The organism is Acidobacteriota bacterium, from assembly GCA_035471785.1.
Classification (GTDB): domain Bacteria; phylum Acidobacteriota; class UBA6911; order RPQK01; family DATIPO01; genus JANQFM01.
Map to the genome: position 1 here is coordinate 29,853 of DATIPQ010000031.1, position 19,651 is coordinate 49,503.

A 19,651-nucleotide genomic window follows, 5' to 3' on the forward strand; every position below is an offset into this window, starting at 1 on the left:
CAGAACAGGGAACCATTTGGGGCTGGAATACCGTAGGATGTGCAGATGGCCGCTTGTCCTCACTGCGGGGCGGAAGTCGATCAGCAGGCGCGTTTCTGCGCCGCCTGCGGGGCCGCCCTGCCGACCGGGGACGCGGACGCTACGCTGTTGGGAGAACCGCCCCCGTCATCAGCCGCTTCCTCCACCCCACGCTCCCCTCCAAGCTCGGCGGCGGGATTGACCAGCCAGGTGCACTCCGACGCCCTTTTCTCCCCCGGAGCGCTTTTCGCCCGCCGCTACCGCATCGTGGGAATGCTGGGCAAGGGCGGCATGGGAGAGGTTTACCGGGCCGACGACATCAAACTGGGCCAGCCGGTGGCGCTCAAGTTCCTTCCCCGCCAACTGGCCGCGGACCCGCGCCGCCTGGCCCGCTTTCACGACGAAGTGCGGCTGGCCCGTCAGGTGACCCATCCCAACGTTTGCCGGGTGCACGACATCGGCGATTGGGAGGGATTGCACTATCTCTCCATGGAATACATCGACGGCGAAGACCTCTCCTCTCTGCTGCGCCGCATCGGACGCCTGCCTTCCGACAAGGCCGTGCAACTGGCCCGCCAGCTTTGCGCCGGACTGGAGGCCGCTCACGAGCAGGGGGTGCTGCACCGCGACCTCAAGCCGGCCAACATCATGATCGACGGGCGAGGGCGCGCCCGCATTACCGATTTCGGACTGGCCGCCGTGGCCGACGCCCTCAGTCCGGGAGACGTGGCAGGCACTCCCGCCTACATGGCTCCCGAGCAGTTGCAGGGCGGAGAGGTCAGCGTGCGCAGCGACATCTACGCCCTGGGCCTGACGCTCTACGAGATCTTCACCGGACGCCAGACTCACAGCGCCAAGACCCTGGACGAGCTCAAGCGCCTGCGCAGCCGCGATTCGCAAGTCTCCATCACCCGCTACGCCCGCGATGCCGACCCGGCGGTGGAAAGCGTGATCCTGCGCTGCCTCAGCGCCGATCCCTCTCAGCGTCCGGCTTCGGCCCTGGAGGTGGCGGCGGCTCTTCCCGGAGGAGACCCCCTGCAGGCCGCTCTGGCCGCCGGAGAAACGCCTTCGCCGGAAATGCTGGTGGCTTCGAGGGGATCGCAGGCGCTGACTCCGCAGAAGGCCTGGGCCGCGGTGGCGGGCATCGCCTTGCTGCTGGTGCTGGTGGCGGTGATCAGCCAGCAGGTGCGGCTGACCGAGAAGGTGGGCCTGCCGCGTCCGCCGGAGGCTCTGGCTGACCGCGCCCAGGAGCTGGCGGCCGAGCTGGGCTACGAGCAAGATGGCGCCGACCGCATCTGGGGCTTCGGCGTCGACCGGCGTCCGCTGCGCTGGAGGGCCGCCAACATGCGGGCCCAGGAGCGCTGGCGCGATCTGCAAGGCGATCCCTCGCTGATCTTCTGGTACCGTTCCTCGGAGAGTCCGATGCGTCCCCAGCGCAGCAACCTGAGGCCCACCTACGGGGACCCGCCCCTCTCCGCATCCGGCTCGCTGCGGCTATTGACCAACACGGCTGGACGGCTGCTGCAGTTGGAAGCTGTCGGCGGCCAGGCCGCTTTGTCACCTGCGGAGGCCGAAACCTCCTCGCCGGATACAGACTATCCGCCGCAGTGGAGGCTGCTTTTTGAACGGGCGGGTCTGGATCCCGAGCAGTGGCGTCCGGCGCCGGTGGACTTCACGCCTCCCTCCTTCGCCGATCAGCGTCTGGCCTGGCGTCCCCTTGCCGCCAACCAACAGGATGCAGCGTCGGATGAGGCCGCGGGGAAACCCCTGCAAGTCCAAATGGCTGCGCTGGGAGGAAAGGTAACCTATTTCCGCGTCATGCAGCCCTGGACGCCTGGGCCGCAGGGCTGGTCCCCACCGCCCAGCTTCGTCGACCGGCTGGTCAGCATCGTGGGTTTGGTGCTCACCCCCCTTATCCTGGGTCTGGGCCTGTGGATGGCCCGCCGCCAGTTGCGCCAGGGCAAAGGCGACCGCCGCAGCGCCTTCCGTCTGGCAGCCGTCTTTCTGCTGGTCGAAATCGCGCGCTGGTTCATCACCACTCACTATCTTGGAACCCTCAGCTTGCAGTGGGGGCTGCTGCTGGATTGGTTGGCTTCGCGCCTCTTCAATGCCGCCACCCTGTGGCTGGTCTATATCGCCTTGGAGCCGTTCGCCCGCCGCTACTGGTCTCAGGGACTCATCTCCTGGACCAAGATGCTCAGCCGCGGTTTCTCCGACCGCCTGGTGGCCCGCGATTTGTTGCTGGGGATCCTGATGGGGGCCGTGGTGACCGTTTCCAACGCTTCCCAGCCGCTGCTGGCTCAGGTGCTGGGGACGACTCCTCCTCCTCCACTGGCTTACGGGATTCCTTCCCTTGCCGGAATCCGCGAAACCATGGGCGTGTGGCTGGCCGCCTTCCCGGACGGGGTCCTCTCGGCCATCACGGGGACCTTCGTCTTCCTGCTGCTGCGCTACTTCCTCAAGAAGCAATGGCTGGCCGCCCTGGCCACCGTCGCCCTTTACACGCTGGCGGGACCGGGCCTGGCCGGCGGCGACGTGACCCTCGATCTCTTCTTCAACGTCATCGAGGTCTCGATCGTCCTCTTCACCCTGCTGCGCTTCGGACTGCTGGCCACCGTGGCGGCTTTCGTGGCCATGGACTGGCTCAGCGGCGCCCCCATGACCCTGGAATTCTCGGCTTGGTACGGCGGCCTGGCCCTAACCACCCTGCTGCTGACCCTGGGCATCTCGACCTACTGCGCCTATGCTTCGCAACTTCCAAGGTCCAAGCGCCAACTCACGATTGCCGAACGAGGCTTGTGAGTTGTTAGAGTTGAGGGTTGAAAGTTGCGCAACGTGCGCATTTGGGGCAGAATTCTTGACATGTTCAAGCGTCTCTTCGGTCGGGGAGCCGACGATTCCAAAGACTCTGGGGCCGAGGGCTCCTTTCATCGACTGGGCTGGGTGGCGGCCGAGAACAACGACTACGGCGTGCGCATGCTCGACTGCCGCAGCTACACGCGTTCGGTGCCCGCCAACTCCGACAACCCTTCGGTGGCGGCCCGCTTCTTGCGCTTGCGCCAGGCGCAGTCTTCGGATTTTCAGGGGCGCACGCCTCATGAGGCGGTCTCCATCGACTGCGATCTGAGCTTCCCGCCGCGCCAGGCCTCCACGGGACCCATCCACCGGGCCCGGGTGATGGAAGACAAGTGGGACGTCTATCAGGTCGGCAACGACTGGTGTTTCATCGCCAACTGGTCGGGGGAGCCGGTCTTCATCCTCAGCACCGAAGAAGACAAGGAGGGCGTCAGAGCCACCCGTTTGCAGGCTTGCCTCGATATGGCCGGAGGGGACGAAACCCTGGCCCTGCGTCAGGCCGACTACCTGGCCAAGCACTACATCTACGACTGGGGCGGCCCTTTGCCTCTTCCCCAGGGATTCCCCGAGCAGCCCCGCCAAATCGCCGAGTACGCCTTCGAGCACTACGGCCGCAGAGCCTCCTTCGCCACCTTTGAAGACACCCTTCCCCTGCGGCCGTAAACAAGTTCGAAGTAAGTTCGAAGTGCGATTTTCGAAGTGCGAACTGCGCGAACTGCGCGGCTTTAATCGTCGTCTTCTTCAGGGAGCGGAAGGCGCAAGCGGGCGATGCAGCCGGTGCGGTCGCGGCGGTTTTCAAGGGTGAGGGCGCCGCCGTGGGCTTCGGCGATCTGGCGGCTCAGCACCAGGCCGATTCCGCTGCCGCCCTTCTTGGTGGTGTAGAAGGGCACGAAGAGGTTGGCGGTGTCGGAAAGTCCCGGTCCTTCGTCGCGCACGAACAGTTCCAGCACGGCGCCGGCGATTTTCCATCCTACCTCCACCTTGCCTTGGCCCTCGGCCGCTTCGGCGGCGTTCTTGATGAGGTTGATGAGCACCTGCTCGAGTTGGGCGGCGTCGGCTTCCATGGTGAGGTCGGGCCCTTCCAGCACTCTGACTTCGGCGCGGGTTTCCAGCCCCGCCACCCGCTGGGCCAGGGTGGCCATGTCCATGGGAGCCAGTTCGGGCTGGGGAAGGCGGGCCAGGCGCGAGTAGGAACTCATGAAGCGGATGAGCGAGTCGGCCCGCGTGCTGATGACGGAGAGTCCGCGCTTGGTGTCGTCCTGCCAGTCTTCAGGCAGGGGTTCCAGCGCCAGCAGGGTGCTCAGCGATCCGGCCATGGACTTGATGGGGGTGAGCGAGTTGTTGAGCTCGTGTCCCAGCACCCGCACCAGCCGCTGCCAGGCCTGGCGCTCCTCTTCGCGCAGGGCCTGGGAGAGGTCTGTCATGACGATCAGGGTGTGAGGCAAGCCGCCTTCCCTGAAGCTGGAACGGCGCATCCCCCAGCGTCCGATGCCGCCAGGGAAGGTCTTGTTGAGGGTGCGCACGGCCTTGCCGCTAAGTGCTTTCGCCAGCCCCAATTGGGCGGCGCTGCGGCCCAGGATGCGATCCTGGGGCTGAGCCAGCAGGCGTTCGCCGGCCCGGTTGACCAGGCGCAAACGGTTTTCCTGATCGAAGGCGAATACGGCCACGTCGATCTCGGCCATGACGGCCCGCAGCAGGTTGGTGGCGTCCACCATATCCAGCCGCTGGCGCTTGAGGGTGGAGCCCAGCACGTTGACCTCGATGGCCGCCGCGCCTACCGCGTCGTCATAGCGTCCCGGGCGGATGCGGATGGAATAGTCGCCCTCGCGCAGCGCCGCCAGCATGTTGGAGACGGTCTGCAATGGAAAGACGACCCGCTCCCGCAGCATCACGGCGCAGCCGATCCAGGCCGCCAGCAGCACCACGCTGACCGTCCACTGCACTTTGGCGGTGTAGTCGCCCCACCAGATCAGGTACATGACCAGCCCTACGGCCGGCAGTCCTCCCAGCAGGGAGAGCAGCATGACACGGGTCTCGTGCTTGAGCAGGTGGCCCCGGTCGGGCGGCTGAGTGGAGAGGTCGGGAGGGGTGATCTCGATGCGGTTGTCGAGGGGGGAGTCGCTCACGTTCGGATCCTCTCCAGGCGCCGATAGAGGGCGCTGCGGCTGAGGCCCAGCGCCTTGGCGGCCTGGCTGACGTTGTCCTCGGCCCGCTCCAGGGCCCGCTTGATAAGGTATTCTTCGGCGTCCTCCAGGGTCAGGTCTTCCAGGCGGGGAGCCGCCTCGCGTCCGCCGCGAAGGCCCAGGTCCTCGGCCTGCACGCGACGTCCCTGGGCCATCAGCGTGGCCCGTTCCACGGCATGGTCGAGTTCGCGGATGTTGCCCGGCCAGGCGTAGTCGAGGAGGGCCTTGAGGGCGCCTTCCTCGAAGCCTTCCAGTTCCTTGCGGTAGCGCTTGTTGTGGATCTTGAGGAAGTACCTGGCCAGCAGGGGAATGTCCTCGCGCCGATCGCGCAGGGGAGGCAGCGCGATCTCCACCGTGTTGAGGCGGAAGAGCAGGTCCTGACGGAAGCGGCCCTCCTCGACTTCTTCGTCCAGGTCGGAGTTGGTGGCTGAGATGACCCTGACGTCGACCTTCTTGGTCTTGGAGGAGCCGACCCGCTCGAACTCGCCGGTTTCCAGCACGCGCAGCAGCTTGGCCTGCTGAGGAAGAGGGATATTGGCGATCTCGTCCAGGAACAGCGTGCCGTTGTCGGCCATCTCGAAGCGGCCCACTCGATCACTCTTGGCGTCGGTGTAGGCTCCCTTGACATGGCCGAACATCTCGCTCTCGAAGACGCCTTCGGACAGGCCGCCCATGTTGACGGTGTTGAGGGGCTTGGAAGAGCGTCCCGAGATGGCGTGAATGACCCGCGCCACCACGCCCTTGCCGCTGCCGTTCTCCCCAGTGATGAGAATGTTGGCATCGGCCGGTCCCACCCGCTCGATGATCTGCAGCACCGGCTTCATGGCCGACGACTCGGCGATGAAGTGAGGCTTGTTTTCGCCCCTCAGCAGCTTGTTCTCGGCTTCCAGAACCTCTTCGCGGCGCAGGGCCTGGCCCAGTTCGATCTGGTTCTGGATGATGCTCAGCAGGCGGTGGTTGTCCCAGGGCTTTTCGATGAAGTTGCGCGCGCCCCGGCGCATGGCTTCCACGGCGATATCGATGCTTCCCCAGGCCGTCATCACCACCACCGGGAGGGTGCCGTCGACAGCCTGTATCTGAGGCAGCAAGTCGAGGCCCTCGCGGCCCGAGGTGGTATCGCGGGCGTAGTTAAGGTCCATCAGCAGGCAGTCGTAGTCCTGCTTCTTGACCTGGTCGAGGATGGCCTCCGGTGAGTCAGCCGAGTCAACTTGATATTTCTCGCCCTTGAAGAGTAGGCGAAGCGCTTCTAAGACATCGGCCTGATCGTCGGCGATCAGGACCCGTGGGCGATCCTTTTCGGGCATACCATTGACATTTTAGGCCAACTGGGAGCGGCGGTGCCCGCCAAAGGCGCGAAAAGTGTCCGGAAATGGGATTACTTCGCGCCTTGGGCGGTTCCTCTTAGGGTTGATCCTGCCCGCGGGCCAGGGAGACTTGGCTTTGCTCGATGATCTGGTGGGTAGCCCGCATGAGGGCCGTCACCGCCTGTTCGTAGTCGATCAGGGCCCGCAGTTCCTGGGCTTCGGCGCTGGTCAGGTCGCGCTGGAAGCGCAGCACCTGGAAGTTGGTTGAGAATCCCGCTTGAAAGCGCCGGTTTTCGCCGCGCAACTGCTCTTCCGAGAGTTCGCGGGCCAAACGCGCCGATTCCAGCCGCTTGCCCTGGGTCTTGAGGCCCTCGAAAGCATTGCGCACTTCGACGATGATGCCTTGCTGGGCGTTCTTGAGGCGGCTTAGATTCTGGCGCTCGCGGATGCGGGCCTGGGCCAGATTGCCTTCCATGGTGCGGTTGCCCAGCGGAATGCGGACGTCGACGAAGGCCGACCAGGTGTGAAAGTTGAAGCTGAAAGCGTCGGTAAAGACGTCGCCGAGGCCGCTGGCCTCGCCGCCTCCGGCGGCATTCGACGTATAGCTCAGCCGCAGGTCGACCTGGGGTTTCAGTTCTTTCTTGAAGAAGGTCTGGTCGACGGCATCCTGTTCGAGCCGGCTCTCGACTTGCTTCAGTTCAGGCCGGTTCTGCAGCGCCAGGTCGACGGCCTCGTTCAGTGTCATTTTGATCTCGGGCGTCCGGGGCGTATCGGTGGGATAGACGCTAAGCGACCAGATGGAGGCTTTGGGGTCGTCGGACATCAACTGCTTGAGCCGGTTCTGGGCGTTGATGATCTGCACCTCCGAGCTGATCATCTCCTGCTCGCGGAGGGCTACCTCGGCGCGCGAGGAGGTGATTTCGATGGGCGCTGAAACCCCGATGTTGACCCGCTTCTGATTGTTCTTGTGCTGGGTGATGGCCAGCGCCATCCCCTCGCGGCGGGTCTCGTAGTTGTTGATGGCGAAGACCAGTTCCCAATAGCGGTCCTGCACCTGCTGGATGACTAAAGACACCTGCACCTCGAACTGCAGATCGTTGATTTCCAGATCGAGGTTGCGCAGCTTGAGCAGGCGCTGGGTCTGAGTTTCGCGGAATCCCCGCCACAGGGGCTGCCGAAAGTTGGCCGAAAAAGAAGCCCGGTAGGCCGGATTGGCGAACTGGAAGGCGCTGTTGGAGTCGCTTCGGTTGCTGAAGTAGCTGACGGAAAAGTCGGCCCCGCTGGGCAGATTCTGGAGCAGGCGGCCGCTGTAGCTGAATTGCTTCTGGGCGAAGACCTCCGCGCCCTCGCCGGCTTCCAGGTCCGAAATGGTGGGAGACTCCGCGTCTTGCCATCCCACTGAGAACTCCAGGGCCGGATCGTAGAAGCCGCGGGTAGAGACGATTTGCTCGCGGGTCAGTTCTTCGTTGAAGTTTTCGATGGCGATGTCGAGATTGTGCAGAAGAGCCAGGCGGATGGCGTCCTGCAGGGTCAGTTCCATAATGGTCTGGCCGCCGGCCTCGACTTTATCCCGGTAAGGCGGAGGCACTTCCAGTTCCTCGGCCTGCAGTTGGCGTGAAACTTCCAGGGGCGATCTCTGCTGCTCTTGCTCTTGACCGCTTTCCTGAGCGGCCAGAGGGCTGAGCAGAAGCAGAAACGCCGTCAAAAGAGGCAGGATTTTTCTGGCGCTGGTGTTCATATTGCTACTCCAATGAAACGGGTTCCCGGCGTTCCCGCCGGATCGGCTCCGGCTGGTCGAGCCGGAGAAAGAGTTTTGAGGTTCTCTCATTCGACACTTCGGCCTTTCGCCGTTAAAGACAGGCAAAGCAGGGTAGATCTTAACAGGGAGGGGGCAAGTCGGCGGGCGCGAAAAAGGCGGCCCGGCTCTGACCGGGGACCGGGGCCGCCGGCCCTGCCGGGCCGCTCCATGTCGTTGTCTTCGAATCCGTCCTTCAAACGGCGGCTTCGATGTGTCCTTCTTCAACGATCTGTCCGTCGAAGAGATGGACTTCGCGTTCGGCGTGAGCCGCGTAGCGCGGATCGTGAGTCACCATGCAGATGGTGGCCCCGTCGTTGTGCAGGTCTTGCAGCAGCTCCATCACCGCTTCGCCGTTGCGGGAGTCCAAGTTACCCGTGGGCTCGTCAGCCAGCAGGATAGAGGGCTTGCCTACCAGGGCGCGGGCCACGGCCACGCGCTGTTGCTGACCGCCTGAGAGCTGCGAAGGATAGTGCTTCATGCGGTGCGACATGCCGACCCGGTCGAGCGCCCACTGCACCCGCTCTTTGCGTTCCGAGCCGGGCATGCGCCGGTAGGTCAGCGGCAGCTCGACGTTTTCGTAAACGTTGAGGTCGCCGATCAGATTGAAGTTCTGAAAGATGAAGCCGATTTCCTTGTTGCGGATCTTGGCCCGGTCGGACAGGCTCAGGTTGGCCACCGACTGCGCATTGAGGTGGTACTCGCCTTCGGTGGGCGTGTCCAGCAGTCCCAGAATGGAGAGCAGGGTGGACTTGCCGCATCCCGAAGGTCCCGAGACGGCGATGTACTCGCCTTCCTGGATTTCCATTTCGATGCCCGCCAAGGCATGGGTCTCCACCTCGTCGGTGTAAAAAACTTTCTTGACGCCTTTGAGTTCAATCAATGCCATGGTGTTGATTCTCCCTAGCTAGTTGAGGCGGATTTTGTCGTAGTCGTCATGCTGCGAGGTATCGGAAAGAATGACTACGTCGCCTTCCGCCAATCCGGCTTTCACTTCAATTTCGTTGACGGAGCTGCGACCCAGTTGCACCTGGACGCGGGTCGCGGTTCGTTCCTGTTCGTTGATCTTAAAGAGTCCGATGGTCTGGTCGGCCTGCCCGTAAGCGGGGCGTCCCATCACCAGCACGTTTTCAAGCTTGTCTATTTGGATGGTGCCGTCCACGCTCAACTGAGGACGCGCCCCTTGAGGAAGAGGGCCGTCCAGCGCCACATCGACCTGCACCACGCCCTGGGCGGCGGCTGGATCGATGCGGACCACGTGTCCGGGAATGACTCCATTGCGGGTGTCGATTTCGGCGTACTGCCCAATGGCCACTTCGTTGGCCTGAGTTTCCGCGATGCGCACTTCGGCCATCAGCTTCTCGGGCTGGGCGATGCGGGCCAGGTTTTCACCCGGACTGACCTGCTGCCCCACCTCGACCGGCACTTCTTGCAGTTGGCCGCGGATGCCGGCCCGGACGCTGAGCGACTTGAGCTGCTCTTTACGCAGGTCCCAGAGCGCCTTGGCGGTGGCCACCTGGGCCCGTTGGGCGTCCAATTGAGCCACTACCGTCTTGGCGAAGTTGTCCAGACGTTCCTGCTCCAGTTCGTTGCGGACCTTGAGGTTGTTGGCCCGGATGCGGCTCAGTTCGAAGGTCAGGTTGTCGATCAAGCCCTCCTGCAACAGTTCTTGGTTGAGGTTGGCCTGCATTTGGGCAGTTTCGTAATCTGCCGTAGTCTGAGCGGCGGCGGCCTTCTGAGCCAGCAATTGCTGTTGAAGCTGGACTTCCAGGTTGCGGAAGTTGGCCTGCTGGACTTCGTAGCCGAGACGTGCGTCAACCTCGTCGCGCTCCAGCTCGGGATTGCTCAATTCCAGGATAACCGTTGCCGGACTCAGTTCCACGCCGGGCTTGACGTGGATGACTTCGATGCGTCCCGAGACGATGGCGGGGATGAAGCGTTCCTCTTCGGGCACCAGCGTGCCCGCACCCCGGACTTTCACCACAAGGTCCTGGCGCCGTACTTTATCGGTCCACAGCGTAGCCGGATCGACGCTGGGCGCCGCCGGTTCCAACTGGGACAGGTAGTAGGTGATTCCCGCCACCGCCGCCAATCCGACAATGGTGTAGAGAATCCTGAGAATCGTCTTCTTCCGCTTATGACCTTTCCCGCGGGGTATGTCCATCCTAAATTCCTCCACTCTATGTGAACGCAAGTGGCATGCCACACCGGCGCAATCCCCACAAGACCCGCGCAACGCCGGTTACGCAGAGGGAAATGCCTGCCCGCCGGTTGTCATGGCATGTTCGTCTGCGACAACGATTGTCCCAAAATCGAACAGTTGCGGCAAGTGGAAAACTTCAATTGGCAAACGCGGCAAGAGGTAATGGTCAGCCAAGACGCTGCGGCTGATGCTCCAGAGCGCTCACATGCGATCTATTTGGAAGGGCCCGAGGTTGAGGAGCGGATGCCTTCTCCCAGCGGGCTGGGCGGGGAGACCACCAGCAACTGTCCCGCATAGATGCGGTGCGGATTGGAGATCCCGTTCCAGCGCATCAAGCTGCGGATCGAGGTGCCGAAGCTGCGGGCGATGGACCCCAGGGTGTTGCCGCTGCGGACGCGATAGAGCATGGAACCGTCGGCGGCCACCGTCACCGGACTGGAAGTCGGCTTGAAGGAGGCCAAAGCCGCCTCCACTTTCTCTCCCTGTCCCGCGGGAAGGTGCAGTTCCACGCCCGCCGGCAGGACCCGGCTGCGCTGCCAGACGTAGCGGGTCAGATGAGGGTTGAGGGACTGGAGTTGCTCCAGGTCGAGAGCGGAGAGCTTTTCAAGGTGGCTGACGTGGTATCCGTTCTCGAGCCGGATGGTGTCGAAAGCGGCGGGAGGATCGAATTCGACTTCGCCGAAGTAGCGGCGATAGTTGCGGTCGACCTCGATGGCGGCCAGGAACGAGGGGTAGAAGTTGCGGCTGGCGAAGCCGAAGGTGCGCGACTGGTAGTGATCCACGGTTTGCCTGAAGTCGTTGCCGTGGCGCTTCAGGGCCCGCAGCATGCCGTAGGGGCCGTGGTTGTAGGCCGTCACGGTGAAGGGCCAGTTCCCCAGCTTCTCGTGGTTTTCGCTGATGTAGCGGGCGGCGGCGTGGGTGGCTTTGATGGGATCGCGGCGTTCGTCGATGTAGCGGTTGATGCGCAGGTAGCGGCGTCCGGTCGAGCGCATGAACTGCCAGATTCCCACCGCTCCCACCTTGGAGTAGGCATTGAAGTCGAACGAGGACTCGACGTGTCCCATCAGCGCCAGCACCTTGGGCAGCCCGTGGTCCTGGAAGATTTCTTCGATGCGGTCGAGGTAGCGGCGCGAACGGATGAGTCCTTCCAGGTACTTGTCGCGAACGCCCCGCTGGTAGCGCACCTGCTCGCTCAGTTCCCGGAAGGTGCGGGGAGTGATTTCCATTCCCCGTTCCCGCACTCGCCGGATGAGGTCGAGGTGAACGGGTTGCAGGCGGGGCGAGGCGGTGCCCCACCGTCCGATCTCGGCCAGCCGGTCCTCCCAGGCTTCGCGGGCTTCCTTGAGAACTTCGCGCTGGCGTTCTTTCTCATCGTCGTCGTGCCGGATGCCCTTCTCCATGACCTGGACGTGATAGATCAGGCCCAGGTCGCGCATGTCGTGAAAGATGATGTGCTTCTCGTCCCACTCGGTAAAGACGCGGGTCCAGAAGGCGATCTCGGTCTCGAACCCCTGAGCCGGAAAGTCGTCGGCGATCTCGCTTAAGGAAAAGGGACTTTGGGATTGATAGGCGGCCAGCGGAGCCGTGGAAAGGAGCAGGGAGAAAATCAGGGCCAGCGGCGGCGAGAAAAAACGCATAGACGCCCATCTTACGTCATGGAGACCGCCATTTGAAGAGGAAATTCAACAGCCGTCAAACTGGTCGAGAGCTTTGAGGACGGCTCGAGCAACCTGGGAAGGGGTCAGACCTCTGGTCTGCACCGACAAGTCGGCCTGACGGTAGTGGGGCAGGCGGCTCCGGTAGAGACGCTGCAGGCGGCGGGCATCGCCGGCCAGCGGACGCCCGCCCTCCTTCTCGATGCGGCGTTGCATTTCCTGGAAAGGAACCTGCAGCCACAGGCTCACACCCGACGACTGCACCACCTTTCGGTTGCAGGCCCGGCAGAAGGCGCCGCCCCCCAAGGCGACCACGGCGGGCGGGTGGGCGGCCACATCCTTGAGCGCCTGAGATTCCAGGGCCCGGAAGGCCTTTTCTCCGTCCTCTTCGAAGATCTGCTCGATGCTGCGTCCGGCGCCCTCTACGATCCGCTGGTCGAGATCGTAGAAAGGACGGTCCAGGCGGCGGGCCAGCAGGGAGCCGACGGTGGACTTGCCGCAGCCCATGAATCCCACCAGGAAGAGATGTCCCGCTTCTTTCATGGGATGGCCCTTCAACCCCTCAGGCTTTGCAGGATATCGAAGAATTCGGGAAAAGAGACGGCGGCGCAGGCGGGATCGTCGATCTCCACCGCTTGGCGGGCGATCAGTCCGGCCACGGCGAAGGCCATGGCGATGCGGTGGTCGCCGTAGCTCTTCACTCGTCCGCCCTGAAGCGGCTGGCCGGGAGGGATGTGAAAACCGTCCGGGAACTCCTCGCATTCCACCCCCAGGGCCTGCAGGTTGCCGACCACGGCGGCAATGCGGTCGCACTCCTTTTTGCGCAGTTCCTCGGCGTCGCGCACGGTGAAACCCGACTTGAGACGGGTGCCCAGCACGGCCAGGGCCGGAATCTCATCGATCAGGTTGGGAATCCAGCGTCCTCTGAGCAGAGGCGGGAAGCGTTCCAGCGCGGCCGACTGATAGCTGAGTTCCAGGTCGCAGACCGGCTCTCCGTTGTGCTCGCGGTGGCGGCTTCGGCCGATCTCCAGGCCGGACTGCTGCAACAGCTCCAGCAGTCCGCTGCGCGAGGGGTTGATGCCTACATTGGGGATGCGCAGACGGGAACCGGGCACGACCAGGGCAGCCACGATGAAGAAGACGGCCGCCGAAAAGTCGCCTGGGATGGTGCAGTCGACTGCCCTCAGGGGCTGTCCGCCCCGCACCCGCAGCACGCCCTGCTCGGATGTGAATTCCGCCCCGAAAACGGGCAGGCAGCGTTCGGTGTGATCGCGCGTCGAGGTCTGCTCCACCACTTCGGTGAAGCCGTCCGCCACCAATCCCGCCAGCAGGACGCAGCTCTTGACCTGGGCGCTGGCCACCGGCGGACTGTAGCGCACGCCCCGCAGCGCGCTTCCCTCGATGCGCAGCGGCGGCAGCCCTCCGGGACGGCCCTCGATGCGCGCCCCCATCAGACGCAGCGGACGCAGGATGCGCTCCATGGGCCTCTGAGAGAGCGATTCGTCGCCCTCCAGGCTGGACGGGAAGGGCATCCCCGCCAGCGGCCCCGTCAAGAGCCGCATCAAGGTGCCGCTGTTGCGGGCCTGCAAGGGAGCTTGGGGGGCTTGCCAATCCTCCCATCCGCCGCTCTCGATGCGGACGCTGCGCCCCTGCTGATCGACACGGGCGCCCAAGGCTTCGATGCACTCCAGGGAAGCCGCGCAGTCGTCGGCGTCCGAGTAGTTGTCGAGGTTGGCGGTTCCGCGGGCCATGGCCGAGAGAATGGCGTAACGGTGCGAGATCGACTTGTCTCCGGGCAGGCGGGGCGTCCCCTGCAGGCTTTTGGCGGGTTGGATGCGCATAGACTTATGGTGCTCAGTGGGAGTGCGGCAAACCTGCCCCTGCGGCCGTCAGCCCTCGATCTCCAGCGATTTGAGTTCTTTGATGCGATCGCGCAATTGGGCGGCTTTCTCGAATTCGAAGGCCATGGCGGCCTCTTTCATCTCCTTCTCCAGATCGGCGATCTTTTCTTCCAGTTCCTGCACCGAATCGACTTCGGGCAGTCCCTCCTCCAGGTCGGGAACAGTGTAGTAGTCGGCCATGGCCATTTCCAGCAGGTCGGAGTCCACGGCCTTGCTGATGGTGGTCGGCGTGATGCCGTGCTTCCGGTTGTAGGCCTGCTGGATCTCGCGCCGCCTCTCGGTCTCTTCCATGCACTGGGCCATCGAGTCGGTGACCCGGTCGGCGTACATGATGACCATTCCGTTGACGTTGCGGGCCGCCCGTCCCGAGGTCTGGATCAGCGAGGTGGCGCTGCGCAGGTATCCTTCCTTGTCGGCGTCCAGAATGGCCACCAGCGAAACCTCGGGAAGATCCAGCCCCTCCCGCAGCAGGTTGACGCCCACCAGCACGTCGAAGCGTCCCAGGCGCAGGTCGCGCAGGATCTTGACCCGGTCCAGGGTGTCGATCTCGGAGTGCAGGTAGCGCACCGCCACTCCCACCTCGGTGTAGTATTCGGTCAACTCTTCGGCCATGCGCTTGGTCAGGGTGGTCACCAGCACGCGCTCTTCCCGCTCTTCGCGCACCCTGATCTCCTCCAACAGGTCGTCGATCTGCCCCTTCACCGGACGCACGTCGATGCTGGGGTCCATCAGTCCGGTGGGACGCACGATCTGTTCCACGATTTCGCCGCCCGTCTTCTCCAGCTCGTAGGGTCCCGGCGTAGCCGAGACGTGGATGGTCGGGGGAAGGCGCTCCTCGAACTCCTCGAAGTTGAGGGGACGGTTGTCGAGAGCCGAAGGAAGGCGGAAGCCGTATTCCACCAGGTTGAGCTTGCGTGAGCGGTCGCCGTGGTACATCCCCCTCACCTGGGGGACGGTGACATGGCTCTCGTCGATGAAAAAGAGGGCGTCGTCGGGCAAGTAGTCCATCAAGGTAGGCGAGGGCTCTCCGGGCGCCCGTCCCGTCAGGTGGCGCGAGTAGTTCTCGATTCCTCGGCAATAGCCCACCGTCTTGATCATCTCCAGGTCGAACATGGTGCGCTGATGGATGCGCTGGGCTTCCATCAGGCGCCCTTCCTTCTCCAGTCCGGTGCGAAATTCCTCCAGTTCGTCCTTGATGCTCTGCACCGCCGCGTTCCAGCGCTGGCGGGGAATCACGTAGTGGGAGTTGGGATAGATGGGGACGCGCTCGTGTTCCTGCAACAGTTCGCCGGTGAGCGGGTCGAACTGCTCGATGCGCTCGATCTCGTCGCCGAACAGCTCCACCCTGACCCCGTAGTCCTCGTAGGAGGGAATGATCTCGATGACGTCTCCCCGCACCCGGAAGGTCCCCCGCACCAGGTCGTAGTCGTTGCGCTGGTATTGAATCTCCACCAGTTTCTTGAGGATTTCGCGGCGGTCGATGCGGTCGCCCCGCTTGAGCATCAGCAGCATGCCGTAATAAGCCTCGGGCGATCCCAGTCCGTAGATGCAGCTCACGCTGGCCACGATGATGGTGTCGCGCCGTTCGAAGAGCGAGCGGGTGGCCGAATGGCGCATGCGCTCGATGTCGTCGTTGATGAGCGCCTCTTTCTCGATGTAGGTGTCGGTGGAGGCGATGTAGGCTTCCGGCTGGTAGTAGTCGTAGTAGCTGACGAAGTACTCGACGGCGTTGGAAGGGAAGAACTTCCTGAATTCCTGATAGAGTTGTGCGGCCAGGGTCTTGTTGTGGCTCAGCACCAGGGTGGGACGGTTCAGTTCCTCCACCACCTTGGCCATGGTGAAGGTCTTGCCCGAGCCGGTCACCCCCAGCAGCACCTGGTGCTTATCCTTATCCTCCACTCCGCCACAGAGGGAGTCGATGGCTTGGGCCTGGTCGGAAGAGGGGGTAAAGGAGGATTCCAAATGGAAGCGCCCGGAGTATCCCAAGGCCCTCCCGAAGGCGATTCCCGAATAAGAGAGTTCTCCACTGCTGCTCACCACGTTATTATACGTAAAGAGCCTTCGCCGCCGAGGGGACGGTCAGGCGGGGCGGTCGGGTCGGGCAGTCGGCGCAAGGGGCTTGGCTGAAACAGCTCATCCTTTTCTGCGTAAGTTGCATCGATAGCGGGGGACCAGCGGCTGGCAACGGAGTTTCAGACATGGCACGTCCTTCTCTCGTCACTTTCTTGGTTTTTTTCCTGGCGGCAACGGGCTTTTCGGGCTCAGCGCTGGCTCAGGACGAATCGCTGTTTCTCATCGTACCGCGGGCTGTCCAAAACGCCGGCGAGGTGACCGGGTTGGCCTTTGCCAATCCCTCTGAGCAGTCGGCCGAGGTTCGCGTCTTTTACTTGGATGACCAGGGCGAGAACCTGGTCGACGACATCGACCTCGTCATCCCGGCCAGGGCCCAGGAGGCGCGCAACCTGGAAGAATACTTCGGCCCTGTGGCGGCCGACAGCCAGGGCTGGATACTGGCCATCACCGACAACATCTCGGTGGTGGGCTTTTTTCTCACCTCCAATCCCCCCGCCTCCCGCATCGACGGAGCCGAGGCGCTGGTGGGAGGACAGTTGAGCCGACAGATCGTCTACCCCGAGGTCGTCCAGCAAGGCGGAGCCGCCACCCAGATCAGCGTCGTCGGCTTCGGTTCCGACGAATCCGATCTTGAGGTGACCTTCGAGTTGAGAGCCGCCGACGGGTCCGTGGTGGAAAGCGTCAGCAGAGTCCTCCCGCCCCTTCCCGCCCTTGGCAGCCAACTGGTGATCGGACTCGACGAGCTTTTCACCGAGCCCATCCCCGAGGAGGCCTACATATCGGCCACCGCTTCAGAGGGCGGAGGACTGGTGGGATTCGAGATTTTCGGCGACAATCAGGCCACCGCCGGACGCAACGCCTTCGACTCCATGGGCGAGGCCTTCCCCTTCGGCTCCTCCCTCTTCGGAGCCCAGGTCGCCACCGGCAGCCTCGATTCCACGCTGACCGTCATCAATCCCACCGGCACCCCGGCCAACCTGACCCTGACGGCGACGCCTACCAGCGATGCTCCGCCAGAGCAGGAACCGGTTTCCGTGGAGCGGCTGCTTCCGGCTGGTGGAGTCCTCAAAGAGGACGCGGCGGAAATGTTCGGGCTGGTCGGGGACTTCGTGGGCTGGGTGAGAGTGGACTCCGACATCACCGGCCTGCTGGGCGACGTCACTTTCGGCGCTCCCGACGGCAGCTTCCTCTCCTCGGTTGAGCTACAGACCATTCCCGTCAGGGATATCGTCTATTCCCAGGTGGCCCAGGTGGCCGAACTGCCCGCCCAGGGGATTCCGGGGGCCCTGACCGGCATCACCTTCCTCAATCCCAACCCGGTCGACGTCGATGTCGACCTGTTCGTTTACGACCTCTTCGGATTCCTCACCGGAGAGGCTCACTTCATCTTGCAGGCCGGCCAGCATCTTCCCCGTCAGCTCTTCGAAATCATCGACGGATTCGCCGACCAGGCCGGAGGCTCCATCCGGGTGCTGTCAGACCATCCCATATTCTCCTTCGAGCTTTTCGGGTTTCTCAGCGGCGGATCTTTGACGGCTCTTTCCGCTGTGCCTCCTCAGCGTCCCAGTGCCCGTCTCGAGGGTTCCTTTACGGTCGACGGAGAGGCTCCGGGCGGAGCGCTCGACGAATCGCTTTCCATCGCCGCCCTCGATCCTGTCACTCAATTGACCATTTTCAGCGCCCCGGTCGGCGCCGACTTCAGCCTGCTGGTTTTCAACGGCACCTATGACCTGATTGCCGGCACCGATCTGGACGACAACGGCATCATCTGCGAGACGGGCGATTTGTGCGGAGCGGTGGTTGACGGCCAGGGCCAGATCGAGTCGGTCGAGGTGGAGGCGGGAGAGGTCCTGAGCGGGCTGACGATCGATTTGACGGTTCTTGAGGCCCCGCTGTCGCTGCGCCGCTCCGGAGGCCGCTCGGGAGACGTGCCGCCCGTGCGACTCAAGCCGTTTGTGCGTCCAGGCCTTCCGCGCTAGAGTGCCCGCCATGAGACACTTTTTTGTACTTTTGGCAGCCGTGGCCCTGGCAGCGGCCTGCGGCGGGCCCCCCCATGATGAGGAGGCCGATCAGAGCGCCGGCCAGTCGGACCCGGGGCAAGAGGACCGCCGACTGGAAGGCACCCTGGCTCCCACCGTGGAAGAGGGAGGATGGGTGCTCAAGACCGAGGAAGGCGACTTTCTCCTGCTCAACCTTCAGGACTATCCCACTCAGCCCTGGTTCAGGGAAGGGGCCCTGGTCAAGGCCGCGGGACAGGTCGATGCCGGAGCGGTCACCATCTACATGCAGGGGACCCCTTTCCGGGTGGAATCGATAGAACCCGCGGAGGACTAGGGCCACTAGGGCCACTAGGTGGCCAGCAAGTTCACACACCAATCAAGTTTCAGCGACCGCGCTGGAGGCCTGATTGCTCTCGGCGGTATGAGGCTGCTCGCGATTACTACACGATTGATTTTTAAATAACGGTTCGTTTTGGTCAGATGTGCAGGCTGCCGTCGCTCCTGATCTGCCTGTGGCAGAATAAGGAGGACGACATGCCGTTTCAGAGAAAAAAGGCAGCCTTGCACTTGAGCCCGGAGGAACGGGCGCACCTGGAGGATTTGTCGCGCTCGCGGGTATCGCTCACATACTCTCCGCAAGGTATTGATGAGATCGGCCCCTTGATCTACGAAGAAAATTGGCTTCCAGTATTACAGAGGATCGACCACCTTCCAAACAGAGGGCGAGGGCCCTTCCAAAACCCAACCTAGAGGCGGTAATTGCAACACCGGAGTCACCGGAGTCCACCTTAGCCAAGCCGCCAACCTGTCCAACCAACCAGGACCACTTCCGCCTTCTGACTGCTGTGGAATTCGATGCCAGTCAAGCCCTTTAGTTGGGACAACTCCTGCACTGAAAACAGTGACTGGCGAAGCAATCTAGACTCAGCGCTCTTATGGATGACCATGTAATGCTGAGAGTCTTGCTGCCGCAACGCCGATGGAAAGAATCCGCTGTACGTGGCTGAGAACGTCACGAGTCGATTGCCAGACGTCGTAGTTTGATCCGCCCAGGGAGCCGTGGTCGAGCCGTTCATGAAGGGCTCGTGCCTCTTGCGCTCCGATTCTTGGCAAATCACTGTTCCTGAGCGGTGGTGGATAACCGAAGGCCTCCATCGTTTGGTATAGAGTCCGTAGTTCCTCGTCTTCGGGATGTCCTTGCCCTGGAATCGATAGCCGGTAAGTTCCGGCACGGTCAGCAACATCGTGAAGAAGCTGTGCTGCGCGATCAACATCTCTAACTGCTTCAGCGCGAGTGACCTCTGCTTGGTCAGTTCTGTTAGCTTCGAGATGCGCCAGCATTTGGAGCACCTTCGAAAGGGCGTGCATCAAGGCTTCGGATGCTTGTCGTGAGATACCCTCAGTCTCGTGGTCAATGGTATTGAAAACGCCAGGCATTTGTCAGCTCCTTTCTACTTGTCGCTCTCTTCTGAAGGAGAACGAACTATCAGCTTTTCGAGCAGCCGCTCGAACTCTGCATCGTATTGCTTCTGGTCCTTCTTCCTATCCCAGAACTTCCTCGCCGCTTCCAGGTTCACGAGAGTTTCCAATTCCGTCTGAAACGGCTGCCAAAGTGGCTCGTCTAAGATCCCGAGCCTTCGCTGCAGATAGACCGCTGCGTAAA

At 63.0% G+C, this 19,651-nt stretch carries 15 protein-coding genes; 4 read left to right on the forward strand and 11 right to left on the reverse strand.

Going from position 1 to position 19,651, the window contains the following annotated elements; all coding sequences use genetic code 11:
• The first annotated feature begins 45 nt into the window (after nucleotides 1-45).
• Nucleotides 46-2,820, forward strand: coding sequence for a serine/threonine-protein kinase (locus tag VLU25_04895; protein HSR67257.1), 2,775 nt, complete (start codon nucleotides 46-48; stop codon nucleotides 2,818-2,820).
• A gap of 60 nt (nucleotides 2,821-2,880) precedes the next feature.
• Entirely contained in the window at nucleotides 2,881-3,537 is a 657-nt protein-coding gene (locus VLU25_04900; GenBank protein ID HSR67258.1) for a hypothetical protein, read from the forward strand.
• Between the two features lie 62 nt (nucleotides 3,538-3,599).
• On the opposite strand, the gene VLU25_04905 is transcribed toward VLU25_04900, so the two are convergent.
• From VLU25_04905 to uvrB, 9 genes are all read right to left on the reverse strand, one after another.
• Nucleotides 3,600-5,000 (reverse strand): ATP-binding protein, encoded by a 1,401-nt coding sequence (locus VLU25_04905; GenBank protein ID HSR67259.1) that lies wholly within the window; start codon nucleotides 4,998-5,000, stop codon nucleotides 3,600-3,602.
• Nucleotides 4,997-6,361, reverse strand: coding sequence for a sigma-54 dependent transcriptional regulator (locus VLU25_04910; GenBank protein ID HSR67260.1), 1,365 nt, complete (start codon nucleotides 6,359-6,361; stop codon nucleotides 4,997-4,999). The genes VLU25_04905 and VLU25_04910 overlap by 4 nt, the downstream gene beginning before the upstream one ends.
• Before the next feature lie 97 nt (nucleotides 6,362-6,458).
• The gene (locus VLU25_04915) at nucleotides 6,459-8,099 is read right to left on the reverse strand and encodes a TolC family protein (GenBank protein ID HSR67261.1); all 1,641 of its coding nucleotides are present in this window, start codon (nucleotides 8,097-8,099) and stop codon (nucleotides 6,459-6,461) included.
• A 253-nt stretch (nucleotides 8,100-8,352) separates the two neighbouring features.
• Nucleotides 8,353-9,045: an ABC transporter ATP-binding protein gene (locus VLU25_04920; protein ID HSR67262.1), complete on the reverse strand. Its 693-nt coding sequence runs from the start codon at nucleotides 9,043-9,045 to the stop codon at nucleotides 8,353-8,355.
• A gap of 18 nt (nucleotides 9,046-9,063) precedes the next feature.
• Nucleotides 9,064-10,320, reverse strand: a complete 1,257-nt coding sequence (locus VLU25_04925) for an HlyD family efflux transporter periplasmic adaptor subunit (protein HSR67263.1) — start codon at nucleotides 10,318-10,320, stop codon at nucleotides 9,064-9,066.
• A 251-nt stretch (nucleotides 10,321-10,571) separates the two neighbouring features.
• Nucleotides 10,572-11,996 (reverse strand): transglycosylase SLT domain-containing protein, encoded by a 1,425-nt coding sequence (locus tag VLU25_04930; GenBank protein HSR67264.1) that lies wholly within the window; start codon nucleotides 11,994-11,996, stop codon nucleotides 10,572-10,574.
• A 45-nt stretch (nucleotides 11,997-12,041) separates the two neighbouring features.
• Nucleotides 12,042-12,557: a shikimate kinase gene (locus VLU25_04935; GenBank protein HSR67265.1), complete on the reverse strand. Its 516-nt coding sequence runs from the start codon at nucleotides 12,555-12,557 to the stop codon at nucleotides 12,042-12,044.
• Between the two features lie 11 nt (nucleotides 12,558-12,568).
• A complete protein-coding gene (gene aroA, locus VLU25_04940; protein HSR67266.1) occupies nucleotides 12,569-13,855 on the reverse strand; it encodes a 3-phosphoshikimate 1-carboxyvinyltransferase in 1,287 nt (428 codons plus the stop codon).
• 48 nt (nucleotides 13,856-13,903) lie between these two features.
• Entirely contained in the window at nucleotides 13,904-15,877 is a 1,974-nt protein-coding gene (gene uvrB, locus VLU25_04945) for an excinuclease ABC subunit UvrB (GenBank protein HSR67267.1), read from the reverse strand.
• Nucleotides 15,878-16,113: 236 nt separating this feature from the next.
• On the opposite strand from uvrB, the gene VLU25_04950 reads away from it, so the two are divergent.
• Nucleotides 16,114-17,967 carry a hypothetical protein gene (locus VLU25_04950; GenBank protein HSR67268.1) on the forward strand — a complete coding sequence of 618 codons (1,854 nt, stop codon included), beginning with the start codon at nucleotides 16,114-16,116 and terminating at the stop codon, nucleotides 17,965-17,967.
• Between the two features lie 10 nt (nucleotides 17,968-17,977).
• Nucleotides 17,978-18,322, forward strand: coding sequence for a hypothetical protein (locus VLU25_04955; protein ID HSR67269.1), 345 nt, complete (start codon nucleotides 17,978-17,980; stop codon nucleotides 18,320-18,322).
• A 454-nt stretch (nucleotides 18,323-18,776) separates the two neighbouring features.
• On the opposite strand, the gene VLU25_04960 is transcribed toward VLU25_04955, so the two are convergent.
• Both VLU25_04960 and VLU25_04965 read right to left on the reverse strand, forming a co-directional pair.
• Nucleotides 18,777-19,262, reverse strand: coding sequence for a hypothetical protein (locus tag VLU25_04960; GenBank protein ID HSR67270.1), 486 nt, complete (start codon nucleotides 19,260-19,262; stop codon nucleotides 18,777-18,779).
• Between the two features lie 177 nt (nucleotides 19,263-19,439).
• A partial coding sequence (locus VLU25_04965) for a hypothetical protein (protein HSR67271.1) occupies nucleotides 19,440-19,651 on the reverse strand: 212 nt, incomplete at its 5' end.

Coding starts and splice junctions, on each gene's coding strand:
- VLU25_04895 (HSR67257.1), top strand. CDS start 46: ATGGCCGCTTGTCCTCACTGCGGGGCGGAAGTCGATCAGCAGGCGCGT.
- VLU25_04900 (HSR67258.1), top strand. CDS start 2,881: ATGTTCAAGCGTCTCTTCGGTCGGGGAGCCGACGATTCCAAAGACTCT.
- VLU25_04910 (HSR67260.1), bottom strand. CDS start 6,361: ATGCCCGAAAAGGATCGCCCACGGGTCCTGATCGCCGACGATCAGGCC.
- VLU25_04915 (HSR67261.1), bottom strand. CDS start 8,099: ATGAACACCAGCGCCAGAAAAATCCTGCCTCTTTTGACGGCGTTTCTG.
- VLU25_04920 (HSR67262.1), bottom strand. CDS start 9,045: ATGGCATTGATTGAACTCAAAGGCGTCAAGAAAGTTTTTTACACCGAC.
- VLU25_04925 (HSR67263.1), bottom strand. CDS start 10,320: ATGGACATACCCCGCGGGAAAGGTCATAAGCGGAAGAAGACGATTCTC.
- VLU25_04930 (HSR67264.1), bottom strand. CDS start 11,996: ATGCGTTTTTTCTCGCCGCCGCTGGCCCTGATTTTCTCCCTGCTCCTT.
- VLU25_04935 (HSR67265.1), bottom strand. CDS start 12,557: ATGAAAGAAGCGGGACATCTCTTCCTGGTGGGATTCATGGGCTGCGGC.
- aroA (HSR67266.1), bottom strand. CDS start 13,855: ATGCGCATCCAACCCGCCAAAAGCCTGCAGGGGACGCCCCGCCTGCCC.
- VLU25_04950 (HSR67268.1), top strand. CDS start 16,114: ATGGCACGTCCTTCTCTCGTCACTTTCTTGGTTTTTTTCCTGGCGGCA.
- VLU25_04955 (HSR67269.1), top strand. CDS start 17,978: ATGAGACACTTTTTTGTACTTTTGGCAGCCGTGGCCCTGGCAGCGGCC.
- VLU25_04960 (HSR67270.1), bottom strand. CDS start 19,262: ATGTTGATCGCGCAGCACAGCTTCTTCACGATGTTGCTGACCGTGCCG.